The following is an 18,373-nucleotide window of genomic DNA, read 5'->3' as shown; positions in this document are numbered from 1 at the left end:
GCGGATGTCGTGATTGTGGGGAGGCCCCCGGCGTTCGGCGCCGGCGGGTCTTCCCGCAGCTTGACGGGCTGCTTATGCCCCTCGATGCAAACTTCATCGAGTAGCGGTACACAATTTTCCCGATAACGGTGTCAAAGCAGATCACTCCACCGAGCTGCCCAAAACTAAGTTGATCTGGAAAAATCACCCCTTACGACCCTCCCTAACCCTTGATCCAGAAGGGAAAGCCCTTCATGTTCCCCCGCGCACGGCGGTTGACGACCACACTGGGCGCCCTCGTCGCCACAGGTGTGTTCGTGATGTCCGCGTTCGCCGGGGGCGCGAGCGCCGCCGGCACTCGCAACACCCACACCTGGAACACCGGCGCCTCCAGCAGCATCACGTCCATCACGCTCACCAAGAACGACGCGGACATGAAGCGGGTGGCCGAGTACTGGAACCCGGCCAGGCTCAAGCAGGCCCAGGACAACAATCCCGCCACCCCCGAGGTCAAGCCCAGCAACGGCGGCACCGCCTCCTCCGCACCGGTCTCCCCGACGCCCACCGGTACGGCCGCCGACGCCACGGCGGCGAGCGGTGAGGCCACCCCGGCCAAGGCCACCTCCTACAGCATGACCAGGAGGACTTCGTCGGTCGTCAAGCCGACCCTGCCGACGAAGAAGTCCCCGAGCGTCAGCACGCTGCCGAAGACCGTGGGGAAGGTCTTTTTCAAGATCGGCAACAAGGAGTACTGGTGCTCCGCCTCGGCGGTCGCCTCCAGGTACCACAACCTGGTGGCCACGGCCGGGCACTGCGCCTACGACGCCAAGCAGGGCCTGAACGCCGACTACTGGATCTTCATCCCCGGCTACAACCAGGGCAGGACGCCCTACGGCATCTACGTCGGCCACTCGCTCAACCTGCACGAGAGCTTCACCGGCAGGGGCGACTACGACTACGACTACGCCTTCGTCACGGTGCACGACGGGTTCGTCTGGAAGCCCGGCAAGACCCCGAACACCTACCAGATGGAGTCCGTCGGCAGCCTGGAGGACAACGTCGGGGGACAGGGCCTGATGGTCAACCGCGGCGTCGGGCTGTCCGTCTTCGCCTTCGGGTACCCGGCCGCGCCGCACATCGACGGCAGCCGGCCATACGACGGTCAGAAGATGCTCTGGTGCGACGGGCGCACCTACCGGACGAGGGCGCCGACCCGGCTGGTCGAGACCGGCGTCTCGCTCGGCTGCACGTTCACCGGCGGGGCGAGCGGCGGCCCCTGGCTGATCGAATACGACCCGCAGCGCGGTGTCGGCTACCTGAACGGCGTCAACAGCTTCGCCTGGGACACCGACACCGACAAGAGGTACGACCGCATCTCCTCGCCGTACTTCACCCAGTCGACCTACGTCGTCTACGAGTACGCCGAACGCCAGCAGTCCAAGTAACGAGCCGCCCCGCGCCCCGTTCCCGCGGCGTCCCTCTCCTGCCGCCCCTCCTAGAGCCGCCCTGCCACCTCCGTGCCACCTCCGTGCCACCTCTGTGCCCCCACCGGTCTCCTCCGGCGGGGGCACAGCCGTTTCCGGCGCCCGGCGGACACGAGGGCTCTCAGCCTCCTTCCGAAGGCACGGCGTTTCCGATCTCCCAGCGGACACGGGGACTCCCCGCCTCCCGACGGCGGCATCCGCCCCTCCGGCTCCTGCTCCGGCACGAGCTCCGGGCACACGCCGGGTCCGTTTTTTCCGATCTGCCCTATAAAACAGGGGAATCCGAAGTTCGGTCCCGGCAATCTCGCGGGCCTTCCCGAGACCGCCAGAGACGGAGAAGTCGGCCATTTGGGACGGATCGGTCGCGTTAGACGTGGTTCAGCTCCGATCGGTGCCATCAAGTTTGTGTGATCTGCGTCACATACACTCTGCCACCCACCGTGTTCGCCCGATTACACCACATTGGTCACATGCGTATCGAGATCATGCCCATCTGCGGAAACGCGACGCACCGCCGCCAAGGCCGCCAAGCACTTCAGGGGTCGCCAAATGTAACGGAAAGGTCTCGGGCCACCACCTCGGTTCCTTACCCACCAAAGCGGCTTCCGATCCTCAAGATCAGCCCTGTATGTTTCTGGCTATCCCTTTACTGACGCATGGGACGCAAGAAGCGTTCCACATCAGACCAAGGAGTTTCCCTTGAAGCGCATTCTCCTCCCCGCCGGTGGCGTCGTCCTCGCCTCCGGTCTGCTGGCCGCTGGTCTGGCCGGTACCGCTCAGGCCGTTCCGGACTGGGCCTCCGACACGATGGCCAAGGACGCTCCGGCCGCCCTCGAGGTCGCGAACTTCTGGCTCAAGGCCAACGAGCACACCAACAACCTCGCCGCGGCCACCCCCTACACCTGGGAGACCAAGGCGACTCCGAAGCTGAACGCGGGCGGCGGCTACAGCCCCGACGGCAAGCCGGGCAACATCGCCCCGATCGGCGAGGAGAAGGTTGTCGCGTCGAAGGTCAAGAACATCAACCTGCCGAAGACCATCGGCAAGGTGTTCTTCGTCGACTCGGACAACAACCTGAAGTGGTGCTCCGCCACCTCGATCCAGTCGAAGTACCACAACCTGGTTTCCACCGCCGGCCACTGCGTCTACGACGACGGCAAGAACGCCAGCGTCATGGACAAGTGGGTCTTCGTGCCCGGCTACTACCAGGGCAAGACCCCGTGGGGCATCTACGTCGGCAAGCAGGCCTACACCCACTACGACTACAGCGTTTACAACGACCGCGACCGCGACTACGCGTTCGTGACCGTTTACAACGGTGTTCAGATCGGTGGCGGCAACGCCAAGCAGGTCTCCCAGAAGGACTACGACGCCTACACCGGTGTCAAGTTCGCCAAGGACTCGGAGATCTCCGAGGCCGAGTACCAGAAGACCGTTGACCTGAACGGCGGCGAGAGCGTCGACGCGTGGGCCAAGGCCACCTCCGTCGAGGACCCGGCCGGCCCGAAGACCCCCGGTAGCGTGGAGGTCAAGCAGGAAGTTTCTAAGGAAGTCTACGACAAGGCTCCGAAGAACAACGGCAAGCACGACACGAACGGCATGCAGCACGGGCACGTTCACACCGACTACGTCACCAAGTCGGTCTACGACGCCTACACCGGCCCGGGCTACCGCAAGATTGACGAAAAGGGCAACTACACCATCTCCCACTACTACCTCCAGTACTGGGTGAAGAAGAGCGCCGTCAAGTCCTACTACAAGACGACGTTCTACGTTGTTGCCGACTTCATCAAGGACACCGGTCGCCTCGGCGACGCTGTCGGTGGCCAGGGCTTCGCCTGGAACCAGAAGACCGGCCAGGCGGTCTACGTCTTCGGTTACCCGGCGGACGCGCACCCCGACGGCAACAAGGCCTTCACCGGCGTTACGCCGAAGTGGTGCTACGGCAAGACCTCCGGCAAGGTGTACGTCTCCGCGGCCGAGAAGGTCGAGGAGCACGTTGGCCTCAAGTGCTCGATGACCCCGGGTGCCGACGGCGCCGCGTGGCTCATCAAGTACAGCAACGCCAAGCGTCTCGGCTACGTCAACGGCGTGACCAGCCTGTTCGGCGACCAGGACAAGAACGGCCGCTACGACCTGAGCACCTCGCCGTACTTCGACGGCGAGACCGCCGCGATCTACGCCAAGGCTGCCAACGTGTGGTCCGGCACGATCGTCAAGTAAGTTTCGACGATCACCCGAGCCTCGGGGGTCCAAACCTCAGGCTCACCCTGCTTCATCCGAGGGGTCCGGCTTCTGCCGGGCCCCTCGGCCTTTTCCCGCCGTTTTTCGGAGGCGGCCCGCTCACACACCCGCCCTCCGTCCTCACCGGCCTCCCGGCCAGAGCGCCGGCATCTGCTCCCTCATCCGCCGCTCCAGCTCGGCCACCGGTGTCTCGGCGGCGAAGGGGGCGAACCGGCGCCGCAGATCCGTCACATATGACCGGGTGCGCACGGACTGCAGGCCCGCGGCCAGCTCCAGCGCCTCGGCCGCGGTGGTGCAGGCGTGCTCCAGCTCACCGTGTTCGAGCAGCCCCGCCGACAGCAGCGCCAGGTTGAACACCCGCCCCCTGACGTAACGCCCGTCCATCTCCAGCGACCGCCGCGCGTGCCGTACGGTTCCCGCTCCGTCACCCAGGTCGCGGAAACAGTGGGCGATCCTGGCCGACAGATAGGCCTCGTCGAAGTAGGCGATCCAGTCGGGCTCGTCGCCGTTTCCTCGCCGGTCGAAGGCCAGTTCCGCCTCGTGCAGGGAGTCCGCGCACGCCGCGCGGTCCTCGAGCAGGGCGTGGGCGTGGGCCTCGACCACGTGGGCCTCGGCCAGCAGGGCGAAGACGCCGGCGCGGCGGGCGGACAGCTGGGCGGCCCTGGCCAGGTCGAGGGCGTGCGCGGGCTGGCCGATGTACACGGCCTGGTGGCTCATCCCCGCGAGGATCTCGCCGCCGAGCCCGTGGTCCCCCGCCCCCCTGGCCAGCCGCAGCGCCTGGATCAGGTAGCGCTGGGCCAGTCCGTGCTGCTCCAGGTCGTAGGCCATCCATCCGGCCAGCCTGGTCAGCTCGGCCGCGGCCGAGGCCAGCGCCCTGCCGGTCGCCTCGGCGTAGGAGCCCTCACCCAGCAGCGGGGCGACCGCGGTGTCGAGGTACTTCACCACCGCCGACCTGACCCTGCCGCCGCCGAACCTGTTGTCCAGCTCGCCGAACGACCGGGTGACCTCCTTGATCGCGGCGATGTCGGCCATGCCCACCCGCCGCGGGCCGCTCGCCGCCGGACGGCCCTCCGTGGGAAGGGTCAGCCAGCGCAGGGCCCCGGTGGAGCCGGCACCGATCGCGAAGCCGGAGTCCAGCAGGAACCCGCGCCTTTCGGCGTCCCCACGCCACAGCGCCGTCACGGTGGCGACCCCTTCCCGCCACGTGTGGGGGAACTCCTGTCCGAGGTCGAGGGAGGTGGAGACGACCGGCAGGCCGAGATCCTCCGCGCCGACCATCCTTCCGAGCCGCAGGGAGAAGGTCTCCGCGAGCAGCGCCGGGACCGGGTCTCTCGGCCGCTGGCCGCCGATCCAGCGCAGCACCGAACCGTGGTCGTACCTCAGGCCGGGCAGGCCGCGGGCCGTGCCGAGCTCGTTGAGCCTGCGGGCCAGCCCCTTGTGGGTGAAGCCCGATTCGGCGATGAGCCGCTGGAGCAGCCGGTTGGGCTCACGTTCCATCGCTCTCCTCACGGTGAGGACGGTCTGGGCGCGGGGGCCGCGACCGCGACCGAGGTGTCCCGGTCCGCACGGCGTGTGCGCTCTTGCCCACCCAGATAACCGAGAGCTCTGTTTATAGCACAATCCGTAACGGCCTTTGAGGTTTCCCGGGCCCGGTCCCCGCCCGAACCGAAGACGCCCCTCGCCGATCGGGCGAGGGGCGTCATGACGACGGCGTACCGGCGCCGGGCCGGGAAGGGGGGTGACCCCGTGCGGGCTCGCGGCGCGGACGGTGAAGGACGGACCGAGGACGGACCGGGGGCGGCCGGGCGGGACCGGGTCCCGCGGGAGGGCCTACTGGCGGGCGACCCCGTCCTCGCGGGCCTGCGCCGCGACGGCGGCGACGACCGCGGGGGCGACGCGCTCGTCGAAGGGGCTCGGGATCACGTGGTCGGCCGACAGGTCGTCGTCGCCGACCACGGCGGCCAGCGCCTCGGCGGCGGCCACCTTCATGTTCTCGGTGATGGTCGTGGCGCGCACGTCGAGCGCCCCCCGGAAGACGCCGGGGAAGGCCAGCACGTTGTTGATCTGGTTGGGGAAGTCGGAGCGGCCGGTCGCGACCACCCGGGCGTGCCTCCTGGCGACCTCCGGGTGCACCTCGGGGGTCGGGTTGGACAGCGCGAAGACGATCGCCTCGGGCGCCATCGACGCGATGGCCTGCTCGGAGACCGTGGAGCCCGACAGTCCGACGAAGACGTCGGCCCCCGCCAGCGCCGACTCGGTCGAACCACGCAGGCCGGCCCTGTTGGTGTCGCGCGCCAGGGCCTCCTTGAACGGGTTGAGGCCGTCGCGGCCCTGGTGGATGAGGCCCTTGGAGTCGGCGACCGCGATGTCGCCGATGCCCGCGTTGAGGAGGATGCGGCTCACCGCGACCCCGGAGGCGCCCGCGCCGGCGACCACGGCCCGCAGGTCGCCCAGCGAGCGGCCGGTCAGCCTGGCGGCGTTCTTCAGTGCCGCCAGCACGACGATCGCGGTGCCGTGCTGGTCGTCGTGGAAGACGGGGATGTCCAGCAGCTCGCGCAGCCGGTCCTCGACCTCGAAGCAACGCGGGGCGCTGATGTCCTCGAGGTTGATCCCGCCGAAGGACGGCGCGAGCCGCGCGACGGTCTCGACGAGCTCGTCGACACCGGTGCAGTCGAGGCAGATCGGCACCGCGTCGACCCCGGCGAACTGCTTGAACAGCAGGGCCTTGCCCTCCATGACCGGCATGGCCGCGGCGGGTCCGATGTCTCCGAGGCCGAGCACGGCGGTGCCGTCCGAGACGACGGCGACCACGTTGGAGACCCAGGTGTAGTCGTTGACGAGGCCGGGATCGTCGGCGATCGCGGTGCAGACCTTCGCCACCCCGGGGGTGTAGGCCAGGGCCAGGTCGTCGGCGTTGCGGACGGGAACGGTCGAGCGGATCTCCAGCTTGCCCCCGCGGTGCAGGGCGAAGGCCGGATCGAGATCGAGAGATTCAAGGGAAATAGAGGATGGCGTGACAGCCACAGCGACCCCTGTAGTTCAGTCAGACACAGACGGATTGGTCCTTCGTAGACGCGCCGCCGCGGGCCTGGCCCGGCTTCGGTAGTCGCTCGGGGCCTGCTCGTGGGGCCGTCTGGAGGGGTACGGGGGTCACCCGTTGCTCGATTGTGCCACATGGTGAGACTCACGCAGGTGACAGGGGGCACTTACTTTCGTTACATGGTGCGCGCCATATTGCCGATGTAAGATGCGGCTCCTCTGCCATCACTTACAGCGACGGACCGCCCGATGGATCTGACCTCCTACGCCGAGCTGGCCGTGCTGTTGATCAACAGCCCGGACCGGCTGACCGGGCTGGACGGGCTGCGCGTCCTTCTCGAGGAGGGCGGCCGCTACCGCCCCGGCTGCCGCATCACGCGCGGGGACCTCGACGCCCTGCGCGACCTCCGCGAGGAGCTGATCGTCATCTTCGAGGCCGCGGCGAACGGCGACGAGCAGGACGTGGTCGACCGGCTCAACTCGCTGCTGATCCAGCACCCCGTGCAGCCCCAGATCTCCGGGCACGACGGCGAGCGCTGGCACATGCACCTCACCGAGGGCGGCCGGATGGCCGACCAGTACGCCGTCGGCGCCGTGATGGGCCTGGCCACCCTGGTGACCGACCTGGGCGTCGGCCGGCTGGGCCTGTGCCAGGCGGCTCCCTGCCGCCGGGCCTTCCTCGACACCTCCTCCAACCGGTCCAGGCGCTACTGCTCGGAGCGCTGCGCCAGCCGGGCGAACGTGGCCGCCTACCGGGCCCGCAGGAAGGTCGGCGGCCAGTAGCGCAGCACCACGCGGCCGACCAGCGACGACACCGGCACGGCGCCGAAGTCCCAGCTGTCGAGGCGCCCCGGGGCGCGCTGGTTGTCGCTCTCCAGCCACCACCCCTCGGCGCTCTCCCAGGCCGCCCGTTTGACGATCAGGAGCGACGGATCGGACGGGAGCCTGGCGACGACCAGGTCCCCGGCCCTGACCGGGGCTCCGGGGCGCACCCAGAGCCAGTCACCCGGGCGCAGCGCGGGCGACATCGACTCTCCCTCGACACGTACTCTCACGGAGCTCAACCCCATCCACACGGGCATTTGAAGACGAGTAAGGTCGGTACCGGACCATGCTGATTCCAGCATCAAGGAAGGATTTTCCGATGCTTGCACGACTTCTGCGCCCCCGGCACGTCGCATCCGCGCACTGCGACCTGCCGTGCGGTGTGTACGACCCGGCCCAGGCCCGCATCGAGGCCGAGTCGGTGAAGGCCATCATGGAAAAGTACGTCGCGAACGACGACCCGGTCTTCCGCACCCGTGCGCTGGTCATCAAGGAGCAGCGAGCCGAGCTGGTCAAGCACCACCTGTGGGTGCTGTGGACCGACTACTTCAAGCCCCCGCACCTGGAGGCCTACCCCCAGCTGCATCAGCTGTTCTGGGAGGCCACCAAGCTCGCGGGCGCCGCGGGCGGCAAGGGCACCGTCGACCCCGCCCAGGCCGACGAGCTCCTGGGCAAGATCGACGAGATCTCCAAGATCTTCTGGGCGACCAAGGCCGCCTGAGCCCGAGTCTCCTGATCGAGGGTCAGGCCCCGTGTGGAGTGCGACCACACGGGGCCTGACCTGTTCGTAGGCCCCATTCGGGTGTCTTAAAGTGTTCTTGAGGTGCTAAATCGCCCCGATCGCGAGTCCAAGCGGGCCAACTACCGCCACGGGGCTGTAGGTTGCAGTCAGCGACTCTGCGAGGAGGAACGTGACCGAACACACCGAGACGCCCGCGGTCGACATGGGCGGAATCCGTGACGTGGTGAGCGTCCGGCTGCCGGCCGCGAGTGCCTATCTGTCCGTGCTGCGTACGGCGACCGCCGGACTGGCCGCACGGCTGGACTTCACGCTCGACGAGATCGAGGATCTGCGGATCGCGGTCGACGAGGCGTGCGCGATGCTGCTGACCCAGGCCGTTCCCGGCACCGACCTGACGGCCGAGTTCGAGCTCACCGGTCAGCTGATGCAGATCCGGGTCGAGGTGAACACCGTCGGCACCTCCGCGCCGAAGCGTGATGACTTCGCCTGGATGGTGCTCACCGCGCTGGCCGACGACGTGGACGCCGTAACCGACTCCCCCGACCGCATGGCGATCGTGCTACGCAAGCGCCGAGGCGCGGCGAGGCCGGCGTGACGGAAAGGACTCGTGCCATGGCCGCCAGCGACCACGCGGTGCCCGACCGGGTGCGCGCGCGCCTGCTCTTCGCGGAACTGGCGGAGTTGACCCCCGACGACTCGCGGCGCCAGCGTATCCGTGACGAGCTCGTCGAGCTCCACCTCCCCCTTGTGGAGTACCTCGCCCGTCGTTTTCGCAACCGGGGCGAATGGCTCGACGACCTCACCCAGGTCGCCACCATCGGTCTGATCAAGTCGATCGACCGCTTCGACCTCGCCCGGGGGGTGGAGTTCTCCACCTACGCCACCCCGACGATCGTGGGCGAGATCAAACGGCACTTCCGTGACAAGGGCTGGGCGGTCCGCGTGCCGCGCCGCCTGCAGGAGCTCAAACTCTCGCTCACCAAGGCGATCAGCGAGCTGTCCCAGCGCGAGGGGCGTGCGCCCACCGTCGGGGAGCTCGCCGCGTTCCTGAAGATGAGCGAGGAGGAGGTGCTCGAAGGGCTGGAGTCGGCCAACGCCTACTCCACGGTCTCCCTCGACGCGCCCGACTCCGGCGACGACGACGCGCCCGCGGTCGCCGACTCCCTCGGCATCGTGGACGACTCCCTGGAGGGCGTCGAGTACCGCGAGTCGCTCAAGCCCCTGCTCGAACGGCTGCCGCCGCGCGAGAAGCGCATCCTGCTGCTGCGTTTCTTCGGCAACATGACCCAGTCGCAGATCGCCACCGAGCTCGGCATCTCGCAGATGCACGTCTCCCGGCTGCTGGCCAGGACCCTGGCCCAGCTCCGCGAGGGGCTGACCGCCGAGGACTGACGGGACGGCTACGGGCCGTCCTGGTGGTCTCCGTAGAGGGCGTGGGTCGTCGGCGGGGACAGCAGCGCGACCAGTCCGATCACTGCCGCGGCGATCAGCGGGATGCCGATGGCCCGCTGGTCGGACTGGATCAGCGTGACGCCGATCACCACGGCGAAGATCTGGGCGAGCACTCCGGGGCTGCGCGCCCATCGCTCCGCCCGGAGCATGCCCACCGCGACCCAGAGCAGCGCGACGCCGACGAGGATCCCGAATCCGGCGACGAATATCGAGCTCACCACGTCGGACGGCCGGCCGATCACCGTCTCGACGCCGACGTAGAGGCCGAGCAGCAGGGCGACGACGCCTTCCAGGGCCACGACGGCGGCGGCGACGGTGAGGGTCAGGGGGCGGTGATTCGACACGGTCCAACCCTATCGCCGGGGCATCTCGCCCCCTTCTTCGCCGCGATACCCCGGTTCCCGGCGGATACGCTGGCATTATGCGCGCGATGCTTCTGGTTAACCCGAAGGCGACGACGACCAATCAGCGGACGCGGGACGTGCTGATCCGAGCACTGGGCGCGACACTGGAGCTGACGGTCGAGGAGACCGGATACCGGGGGCACGCGGCCCACCTGTCCCGCAAGGCCCATGAGTCCGGGTTCGACGTGGTGGCCGTGCTCGGCGGTGACGGCACGATCAACGAGACCGTGAACGGGCTGCTCGGCGTGGACGACGAGGACGAGGCCGGAGACGGCCGGATCCCGGAGGCCGGCGAGGACGGGAGCGGGGGCGCGATGGAACGGCCCGCGCTGCTGGTGATCCCCGGCGGGAGCGCGAACGTCTTCGCGCGGGCGCTCGGCCTGCCGAACAACCCGGTCGAGGCGGTCGGCGCGGTCCTGGAGGCCCTGCGCGACGGCAGGCGGCGGACCGTCGGGCTCGGCGAGGCGATCTGGAACGGCCAGCGCAGATACTTCACCTTCTGCAGCGGGCTGGGATACGACGCCGAGGTGATCAGGGCGGTCGAGGGGATGCGCGGGACCGGGCGCAAGGCCACACCGGCGCGCTATGTGAACACCGCGTTGCACCACTACCTGTCGACGGACAGGCGGCACGCCCCGATGCGCGTCGAGGGCCCCGACTTGACGCCCGAGGGCAACATCTTCATGGCGATCGTCTCCAACACCTCGCCCTGGACCTACGTGGGCTCCCGTCCCGTCTGCCCGACACCGTGGGCGAGCTTCGAGACCGGGCTCGACCTGCTGGGACTGCAGCGCCTCGGCCTGCCGACGATGCTCAACCTGATGCCCCAGATCATCGGGCTCCGCGACACCCTGCCGACGGGCCATCACTTCGTGCAGTTCCACGACGAGCGGGAGTTCACGCTGAGCGCCGAGCGTCCCGTGGCCTTCCAACTCGACGGCGACTACCTGGGAGAGGTCGAGCGCGTGACGTTCCGCTCCATCCCGAAGGCGTTACAGGTGTTGGTCTAATCGGTTACAACTGGTCATCATGTGACGCATCCGACATGCATATCAGGCAAAACGTTCTCCCAAACCTCTTGCATGTACTGAGCGTGGCTGACAATCTCGACAGTGACGTCGGAACGTAGGACCTTTGAGCGGCCACATCGCTCCCGGGCCACCGGCGATCAAGTGAACAGGATCCCGAACCGACCCCGGCTCGGGTAATCGTTCGCGCTGGTTAGTGAAAGTCTTCACAAAGTACGCCGCCGGAGCCGAAGCAAGGGCTCCTCTTTTAAAAGGAGTGGACGCATGGACTGGCGCCACCGAGCTGCCTGCCGTGACGTGGACCCCGAGCTGTTCTTCCCGATCGGCAACACCGGCCCCGCCCTGATGCAGATCGAAGAGGCCAAGCAGGTCTGCCGTACGTGCACCGTTAGCGACGCCTGCCTGAAGTGGGCCCTGGAGTCCGGTCAGGACGCGGGAGTCTGGGGCGGTCTGAGCGAGGACGAGCGCCGCGCCTTCAAGCGCCGCACGGCCCGCGCCCGCACCCGCGCCGGCGTCTGAGAACCCCCACGGAGAATCCGCCGGAGCGGACTCTCCCGGAAGACCAGATCCGCTCCAAAAGAGCGGATCTTTCCGTGAACGGACCTCGAAAAGACGGTCCGCGAAGCCCCTCCGGCCGCGGCTCAGGCCGCGGGGAGGGGAATGCTCAGCGTGACCTCGGTGCCCCCGCCCTGCCTGGGCTCGATGGCCAACCGTCCTGACAGCTCGCCCACCACCAGCGTCCGCACGATCTGCAGGCCGAGGCTGGTGGACGACTCCAGGTCGAAGCCCTCCGGCAGGCCGGTGCCGTCGTCGGAGACGATCACGTCGAGGCGGTCGGCCCCCCGCGAGACGATCACCTGAAGCCTGCCCGGCCGCTGCGCCAGCCCGTGCTGGACCGCGTTCTGCAGCAGCTCGGTGAGGACCATCGCCAGCGGTGTCGCGATCTCCGAACGCAGCACCCCGAACGCCCCGACCCGGCGCGGCACCACCTGCGCCTCGGGGGCGGCCACCTCACCCGTCATCGCGATCACCCGGTCGGCGATGTCGTCGAAGTCCACCTGCTCCTCGGGCGTGTGGGACAGCGTCTCGTGCACGATCGCGATCGAGCCGACCCTGCGCACCGCCTCCTCCAGCGCCTCCCGCCCCTCCGGCACCTGCAGCCGCCTGGCCTGCAGCCGCAGCAGCGCGGCCACCGTCTGCAGGTTGTTCTTGACCCGGTGGTGGATCTCCCTGATGGTGGCGTCCTTGGTCATCAGCTCCCGCTCGCGGCGGCGCAACTCGGTGACGTCGCGGATGAGCACCAGCGCGCCGATCCGCCCGCCCCCGACGACCAGCGGGATGGCCCGCAGCTGCACGACCGTGCCCCCCGACTCGACCTCGGTCTCCCGGGGCTCCCTGCCGCTCGCCACGATCATCAGGTTCTCGTTGATGGGCTCGTCGGAGTAACACAGGATCGCGGTGGTACGGCCCAGCTCGGCGCCGACCAGGTCGGCGGTCAGCCCCAGCCTGCGGTAGGCCGACAGGGCGTTCGGCGAGGCGTAGGTGACCCGGCCCGCGCGGTCGAGCCTGAGCAGCCCGTCGCCGACACGCGGCGAGCGGACCAGGATCGGCTCGGCGCCGGAGAACGGGAAGCGGCCCTCGGCCACCATCTGGGCCAGGTCGGAGGCGCTCTGCAGGTAGGTGAGTTCGAGCCGCGACGGGGTGCGTGCCGAGGAGAGGTTCGTCGAGCGCTGGATCACGCCCAGGAAGTGGTCGGCCCGCCGTACCGGGATGGTCTCCTCGCGCACCGGGACCCCGCTCGACCAGTCGGGGTCGCCCTCCCGGCAGATCCGCCTCTCGTTCCAGGCGGTGTCGATGAGCGGGCGCTCGCCCTTGGCCGCGGTCATCCCGACGATGTCGTCGTGGTAGACGGTCGGGCCGGTGGTCGGGCGCATCTGGGCGACCGCGATCCAGCCCGTCCCCTCCCTGAGGGGGATCCACAGGATGAGGTCGGCGAAGGACAGGTCGGCCAGAAGCTGCCAGTCGGAGACCAGCGAGTGCATCCACTCGAGGTCCGCATCGTCGAGCGCGGTGTGACGAACCGCCAGGTCGCTTAGAGTCGGCACTCGTGCATCATGCGTTCTTTACGGGCCCGAACGCGAATCGGGCACACCACATTGGGAAAATGCCCCTATGACAGATAGCTCCGTTTCGCCCTCCGATCCGCTGGCACGGTTCCGTACGGCCGCGGCGACGCGGGCGGCGGCGGGGCTGAAGCGGACCCTGCGCGTCCGCACACCCGACGACGACGGCCTGATCGATCTGGCCTCGAACGACTACCTCGGTCTGGCCCGGGACGCGCGGCTGGCCGACGCGGCGACGGCGGCCACCCGGACCTGGGGAACCGGCTCGACCGGCTCCCGCCTGGTCACCGGCTCGACCGCGCTGCACGCCGCCCTGGAGGAGCGGCTGCGCGTCTTCGCCGAGGCGGGCGGCGCCCTGGTGTTCTCCTCCGGCTACCTGGCCAACCTGGCGGCCGTCACGGCGCTGGGCCGGGACGCCCTGGTGGTCTCCGACGCGGGCAACCACGCCTCGATCGTGGACGCCTGCCGCCTGTCGCGCTCGCGCGTGGCGGTCACCCCGCACCGGGACGTGACGGCCGTGGAGAAGGCGCTGTCGGACCGGGACGTCGAGCACGCGGTCGTGGTCACCGACGCGGTCTTCTCCGTGGACGGGGACCTGGCCCCGCTGGCGGAGCTGTACGCGGCGGCCGTACGGCAGAGCGCGCTGCTGGTGGTGGACGAGGCGCACTCGATCGGCGTCCTCGGAGCGGGGGGACGGGGGGCGGTGCACGCGGCGGGGCTGGCGGCCGAGCCCGGCGTTGTGAGAACGGTCACACTCTCCAAATCCCTGGGATCCCAGGGCGGAGCCGTGCTTGGGGCCCCAGAGGTGATCGAAACCCTGATAGACACGGGCCGTTCATTCATCTTCGACACCGGACTGGCTCCGGGGAGCGTGGCAGCGGCACTCGCCGCAGTGGATATCCTTCACAATCAGCCCGAACTGCCCGGACACGTACTGACCAGAGCGAAGGAGCTGGCCGCCATGGCCCGCGAACTCGGCCTGGAAACCAACGATCCGGCGGGTGCGGTCGTCCCGATCGTGCTCGGCCCACCCGAGACGGCGCTTCGGGCCGCCGTCATCTGTGCGGAACGCGGGGTGCGCGTCGGATGCTTCCGGCCGCCCTCGGTGCCGGTCGGCCGCTCTTGCCTGCGGTTGACCGCGCGGGCCAATCTGAGTTCCGACGATCTAGCGGTGATCAGGGGTGCGCTCACCGCCGTGGCCGAGATGAAGGTGACCATGTGAGTGAGCGAAACGAGCGGACCCTCGGACGAGGCGTCCTTCCCCCGGCCGACACCGGTCCCGAGCCGTCGGACGAGGTGCGGGCGTGACGGAAGACTCCCCCCGGATCCCGAAGTACTACGACGTCAAGCGCAGCCTGCTCGCGCTCACCAAGAGCCTGGCCGCCGGCAGCGCGCTTCCCCCGGAGCGGACCCTCGCGGTGCGCTTCGAGACGTCGCGCACCACCGTGCGCCAGGCCCTGTCGGAGCTCGTGGTCGAGGGCCGTCTGGTGCGCATCCAGGGCAAGGGGACGTTCGTCGCGCACCCCAAGGTCGCCCAGGTGCTCCAGCTGACGTCCTACACCGGTGACCTCAGGACCGTCGGCCTCGAACCCGACACCAAGATCCTCGACATCAGCTACATCACCGCCGACGAGCCGCTGGCCCGACGGCTGGCGATCAACCCCGGCGGCCGGGTGCTGCGGATCCACCGGCTCCGCCTGGCCAACGGCGAACCGATGTCGATCGACACCACCCACCTGTCGGCCCGGCGCTTCCCCAGGCTCAGGCGCGAGCTCGAGGTGCACTCCTCGCTGTACGAAACGCTGCACAACGCCTACAACGTGCGGCTGACCGACGCCGAGGAGATCATCGAGACCGTGCTGGCCACGCCGTACGACGCGCAGGTGCTGAGCGTCGACGTCGGCCTGCCGATGCTCCTGCTCACCCGGCACGCCTTCGACGCCGACGGCAACCCGGTCGAGTGGGCCCAGTCCCTCTACCGGGGGGACCGCTACAAGTTCGTCACCCGCCTGCGCCGCCCCTGACCTCCGCCCCCGGGTGCCCGGAACCGGGGAGGTCACGGCCACCTAAGGTGGGATGAATGAGCATCCTCGTGGTCACCGGGACGGACACCGGAGTCGGCAAGACGATCGTCACCGCCGCGATCGCCTCGCTCGCCATGGAGCGGGGGTCCTCGGTCGCGGTGGTGAAACCCGCGCAGACCGGGGTCGGTCCGGCCGAGCCCGGAGACCTGGACGACGTCATCCGGCTCTCCGGGGTGACGACCACGTTCGAGCTGTCCAGGTTCCCCGACCCGCTGGCCCCGGCGGCGGCCGCCCGCGTCGCGGGCCTGCCTCCGGTCTCCCTCGACCGGGCGGCGGTCCGGATCGGCGAGCTGGCCGCCTCCCACCGGCTGGTGGTCGTCGAGGGGGCGGGCGGGCTCCTGGTCCGCTTCGACGAGGAAGGCGCGACCCTGGCCGACCTGGCCAGGACCCTGGCCGCGCCGGTGCTCCTGGTGACGCGGGCGGAGCTGGGCACGCTCAACCACACCGCGCTGACGCTGGAGGCGATGGCCGGCCGCGGGCTGGATCTCGCCGGCGTGGTGATCGGGTCCTGGCCCGCCGAACCGGGCCTGGCCGAGCGGTGCAACGTGGCCGACCTGGAGATGCTGGCCGCCAGGCCGCTGGCGGGCGCGCTCCCCGCCGGAGCCGGGAGCCTCGACAGGCAGGCCTTCGCCCGTACGGCCCACGCGGGCCTGGGCCCCGTGCTGGGTGGCGGATTCGACGCCGCCGCCTTCCGGACCACCTTCGGGCTCCTGGCGTAGACGACGGCCGAAGAGTGGAGCAGCATGTTTCCTCCCCGCCTGAAGGCGGGGTCTCCACCTTCAAGGAGTTCTGATGAGCGACATACTCGACATCGCCCGCGCACAGGTCCTCGGGGAGGGCAGGGGGCTCGACGCGGCGCAGGCCCTGCGGTGCCTGGAGTTACCCGACGACCGCCTCGCCGACCTGCTGGCACTCGCGCACGAGGTGCGGATGAAGTGGTGCGGCCCCGAGGTGGAGGTCGAGGGGATCATCTCGCTCAAGACCGGCGGCTGCCCGGAGGACTGCCACTTCTGCTCCCAGTCGGGCCAGTTCACCTCACCGGTCCGCGCCGTCTGGCTGGACATCCCGTCCCTGGTCCAGGCGGCCAGGGAGACCGCGGAGACCGGCGCGACCGAGTTCTGCATCGTGGCGGCGGTGCGGGGCCCGGACCGCAGGCTGATGGACCAGGTCCGCCAGGGGGTGAAGGCGATCCGGGAGGCGGTCGACATCAACGTCGCCTGCTCGCTGGGCATGCTCACCCGGGCCCAGGTCGACGAGCTGGCCGAGATGGGCGTGCACCGCTACAACCACAACCTGGAGACCGCCAGGTCGCACTTCGGGAAGGTCGTCACCACCCACACGTGGGAGGAGCGCTGGGACACCTGCCTGATGGTGCGCGAGGCCGGGATGGAGCTGTGCTGCGGGGGCATCGTGGGCATGGGCGAGACCCTGGAGCAGCGGGCCGAGTTCGCCGGGCAGCTCGGCGAGCTGCGACCCGACGAGGTCCCGCTGAACTTCCTCAACCCGCGCCCCGGCACGCCGTTCGAGTCGTTCCCGCTGCTGACGGGCTCCGAGGCCCTCAGGACGATCGCCACCTTCAGGCTCGCGCTGCCGCGCACGATCCTGCGGTACGCAGGGGGCAGGGAACTGACCCTGGGTGACCTGGGCACCCGCGACGGCATGCTCGGCGGGATCAACGCGATCATCGTGGGCAACTACCTGACCACGCTGGGCCGCGCTCCCGAGGCGGACCTGAGCCTGCTGACCGACCTGAAGATGCCGATCAAGGCGCTCTCCGACACACTCTGAGCGAACCTCCGCAACCTCGGGACGCGCCGGGAACAGGCGTTCATCATGTGAGACATGAAGGCGATCGAACAGCCCGTTCCCGGCATCACCATCGGCCACGCGCTCCTCGCCCGCTCCGGCGGAGAGGCGGAGCCCGTCGACAAGCTCGTGCACGACGGCGACACGATCAACATCGCCGCCGACGGCAACTTCGGCGTACGCCTGCTCGGTGTGGACGCCCCGGAGGTCAGCTTCGAGCTGCCCCGCAACCCCAGCCTCCCCGACCTCCCCAAGGGGTTCGTCAAGATCTCCAACCCCGCCTGGACCACCTTCCTGGCCGACCCGTTCGCCGCGGGCTTCGAGCCGCTGCGGCTGCGCGCCGCGCTCCACGAGTACCTCCTGGGCAGGCTGGACGAGACCACCGCCCGTAACCACGCCGACCACGGGGCCCCCGCCACCCAGGCGCTCAAGGACATGATCAGCGCCGACATCACCGAACAGGGCCTGACCGGGGAGACGTTCAAGCTCAGGCTGGCCTTCGGCCAGGAGATCCTCGACCGGTACGGCCGGCTGCTCTGCTACGTCAACCGGGACCAGAAGGTCGCACCCAGGCCGGCGCCGTACAACGAGCGGCTGCTGGCGGGCGGGCACGTCATGCCCTACTTCATCTGGCCCAACGTGGACCCCTTCGTCCGCCAGGAGAACAAGGTCGCCCAGGCCGTGCCGGCCCCCGGATCGGCCCGCGAGCTGGCGGAGAAGGGCGCGCTCGGCCACGCCCGCGAGTCGGTACGGCAGGCCCGCGCGGCGGGTCTCGGCCTGTGGAACCCGGCGGACCCGCTGAAACTGCACGCCTTCGAGCTGCGCTACCTGGCCGGGCGCAGGGCGCCGGACCGCTACGTGCTCGACCTGTCGGACAGCTCGTCGGAGCTGCTGCACCCGCAGAGCTACCACCGGATCCCGAACGCGGAGGACCGGTTGTTCGTCAACGCCGAGCACGCGCCCCTGTGGGCGGAGAAGGGCTGGTCGGTCCCGCCGCTGTGAGCGACCGCCGGCAACTGTGAGCGACCGCCGGCGACCGCGGGGACCGGCCGCGCTGGCGCGCGTCACGGACCGTTCCGGGCGCGCGCCGTCTTCGGAAACCCCGCGGGACCTGGCCCCCGCGACGCCGGCGACGGGCGCCGACGGCGTTAGAGAGGACGAAT

At 69.5% G+C, this 18,373-nt stretch carries 18 protein-coding genes; 13 read left to right on the top strand and 5 right to left on the bottom strand.

The window, feature by feature from the left end; genetic code table 11:
• Positions 1-233 precede the first annotated feature (233 nt).
• Together AB0N02_RS24920 and AB0N02_RS24915 are read left to right on the top strand one after the other, a co-directional pair.
• On the top strand, positions 234-1,424 hold the full coding sequence (locus AB0N02_RS24920) for a serine protease (RefSeq protein ID WP_363950884.1): 1,191 nt from the start codon (positions 234-236) through the stop codon (positions 1,422-1,424).
• Positions 1,425-2,162: 738 nt separating this feature from the next.
• Positions 2,163-3,686, top strand: coding sequence for a hypothetical protein (locus tag AB0N02_RS24915; protein ID WP_363950881.1), 1,524 nt, complete (start codon positions 2,163-2,165; stop codon positions 3,684-3,686).
• A gap of 141 nt (positions 3,687-3,827) precedes the next feature.
• On the opposite strand, the gene AB0N02_RS24910 is transcribed toward AB0N02_RS24915, so the two are convergent.
• Positions 3,828-5,204 carry a hypothetical protein gene (locus AB0N02_RS24910; RefSeq protein WP_363950879.1) on the bottom strand — a complete coding sequence of 459 codons (1,377 nt, stop codon included), beginning with the start codon at positions 5,202-5,204 and terminating at the stop codon, positions 3,828-3,830.
• Between the two features lie 333 nt (positions 5,205-5,537).
• Entirely contained in the window at positions 5,538-6,731 is a 1,194-nt protein-coding gene (locus AB0N02_RS24905; protein WP_363950876.1) for an NADP-dependent malic enzyme, read from the bottom strand.
• A gap of 264 nt (positions 6,732-6,995) precedes the next feature.
• Between AB0N02_RS24905 and AB0N02_RS24900 the strand changes: the two genes are divergently transcribed.
• Positions 6,996-7,529, top strand: coding sequence for a CGNR zinc finger domain-containing protein (locus AB0N02_RS24900; RefSeq protein ID WP_363950873.1), 534 nt, complete (start codon positions 6,996-6,998; stop codon positions 7,527-7,529).
• Here AB0N02_RS24900 and AB0N02_RS24895 read toward each other — a convergent pair.
• A complete protein-coding gene (locus AB0N02_RS24895; protein WP_363950870.1) occupies positions 7,496-7,801 on the bottom strand; it encodes a S24 family peptidase in 306 nt (101 codons plus the stop codon). The genes AB0N02_RS24900 and AB0N02_RS24895 overlap by 34 nt on opposite strands.
• An 89-nt stretch (positions 7,802-7,890) precedes the next feature.
• Here AB0N02_RS24895 and sodN point away from each other — a divergent pair, with 89 nt between their 5' ends.
• The 3 genes from sodN to AB0N02_RS24880 all read left to right on the top strand — a co-directional run bounded on the left by sodN (position 7,891) and on the right by AB0N02_RS24880 (position 9,705).
• The gene (sodN, locus tag AB0N02_RS24890) at positions 7,891-8,292 is read left to right on the top strand and encodes a superoxide dismutase, Ni (protein ID WP_363950867.1); all 402 of its coding nucleotides are present in this window, start codon (positions 7,891-7,893) and stop codon (positions 8,290-8,292) included.
• Positions 8,293-8,515: 223 nt separating this feature from the next.
• Positions 8,516-8,908 carry an anti-sigma factor gene (locus tag AB0N02_RS24885; RefSeq protein ID WP_363951253.1) on the top strand — a complete coding sequence of 131 codons (393 nt, stop codon included), beginning with the start codon at positions 8,516-8,518 and terminating at the stop codon, positions 8,906-8,908.
• A 17-nt stretch (positions 8,909-8,925) separates the two neighbouring features.
• Positions 8,926-9,705, top strand: coding sequence for an RNA polymerase sigma factor SigF (locus tag AB0N02_RS24880; RefSeq protein WP_363950865.1), 780 nt, complete (start codon positions 8,926-8,928; stop codon positions 9,703-9,705).
• Positions 9,706-9,713: 8 nt separating this feature from the next.
• Here AB0N02_RS24880 and AB0N02_RS24875 read toward each other — a convergent pair whose 3' ends face one another.
• Positions 9,714-10,109, bottom strand: a complete 396-nt coding sequence (locus AB0N02_RS24875; protein ID WP_363950864.1) for a hypothetical protein — start codon at positions 10,107-10,109, stop codon at positions 9,714-9,716.
• An 86-nt stretch (positions 10,110-10,195) separates the two neighbouring features.
• On the opposite strand from AB0N02_RS24875, the gene AB0N02_RS24870 reads away from it, so the two are divergent.
• On the top strand, positions 10,196-11,179 hold the full coding sequence (locus tag AB0N02_RS24870) for a diacylglycerol kinase family protein (RefSeq protein ID WP_363950863.1): 984 nt from the start codon (positions 10,196-10,198) through the stop codon (positions 11,177-11,179).
• Positions 11,180-11,461: 282 nt separating this feature from the next.
• Complete coding sequence (locus AB0N02_RS24865; protein WP_363950861.1) at positions 11,462-11,716, top strand: WhiB family transcriptional regulator; 255 nt, start codon at positions 11,462-11,464, stop codon at positions 11,714-11,716.
• Positions 11,717-11,838: 122 nt separating this feature from the next.
• On the opposite strand, the gene AB0N02_RS24860 is transcribed toward AB0N02_RS24865, so the two are convergent.
• Positions 11,839-13,302 (bottom strand): PAS domain-containing sensor histidine kinase, encoded by a 1,464-nt coding sequence (locus tag AB0N02_RS24860; protein WP_363950859.1) that lies wholly within the window; start codon positions 13,300-13,302, stop codon positions 11,839-11,841.
• A gap of 67 nt (positions 13,303-13,369) precedes the next feature.
• Between AB0N02_RS24860 and AB0N02_RS24855 the strand changes: the two genes are divergently transcribed.
• The 5 genes from AB0N02_RS24855 to AB0N02_RS24835 all read left to right on the top strand — a co-directional run bounded on the left by AB0N02_RS24855 (position 13,370) and on the right by AB0N02_RS24835 (position 18,212).
• A complete protein-coding gene (locus tag AB0N02_RS24855) occupies positions 13,370-14,542 on the top strand; it encodes an 8-amino-7-oxononanoate synthase (protein ID WP_363950857.1) in 1,173 nt (390 codons plus the stop codon).
• An 82-nt stretch (positions 14,543-14,624) separates the two neighbouring features.
• Positions 14,625-15,344 (top strand): GntR family transcriptional regulator, encoded by a 720-nt coding sequence (locus AB0N02_RS24850; protein WP_184720397.1) that lies wholly within the window; start codon positions 14,625-14,627, stop codon positions 15,342-15,344.
• Between the two features lie 56 nt (positions 15,345-15,400).
• On the top strand, positions 15,401-16,123 hold the full coding sequence (bioD, locus tag AB0N02_RS24845) for a dethiobiotin synthase (protein ID WP_363950854.1): 723 nt from the start codon (positions 15,401-15,403) through the stop codon (positions 16,121-16,123).
• Between the two features lie 73 nt (positions 16,124-16,196).
• Positions 16,197-17,192, top strand: coding sequence for a biotin synthase BioB (gene bioB, locus AB0N02_RS24840; protein WP_363950852.1), 996 nt, complete (start codon positions 16,197-16,199; stop codon positions 17,190-17,192).
• 54 nt (positions 17,193-17,246) lie between these two features.
• Entirely contained in the window at positions 17,247-18,212 is a 966-nt protein-coding gene (locus tag AB0N02_RS24835; protein ID WP_363950850.1) for a hypothetical protein, read from the top strand.
• Positions 18,213-18,373 lie beyond the last annotated feature (161 nt).

It is taken from the genome of Streptosporangium sp. NPDC051022, from assembly GCF_040683035.1.
GTDB lineage: Bacteria > Actinomycetota > Actinomycetes > Streptosporangiales > Streptosporangiaceae > Streptosporangium.
Note: the sequence above shows the minus strand (reverse complement) of the source record. Positions and strands in the feature narration are given on the sequence as shown.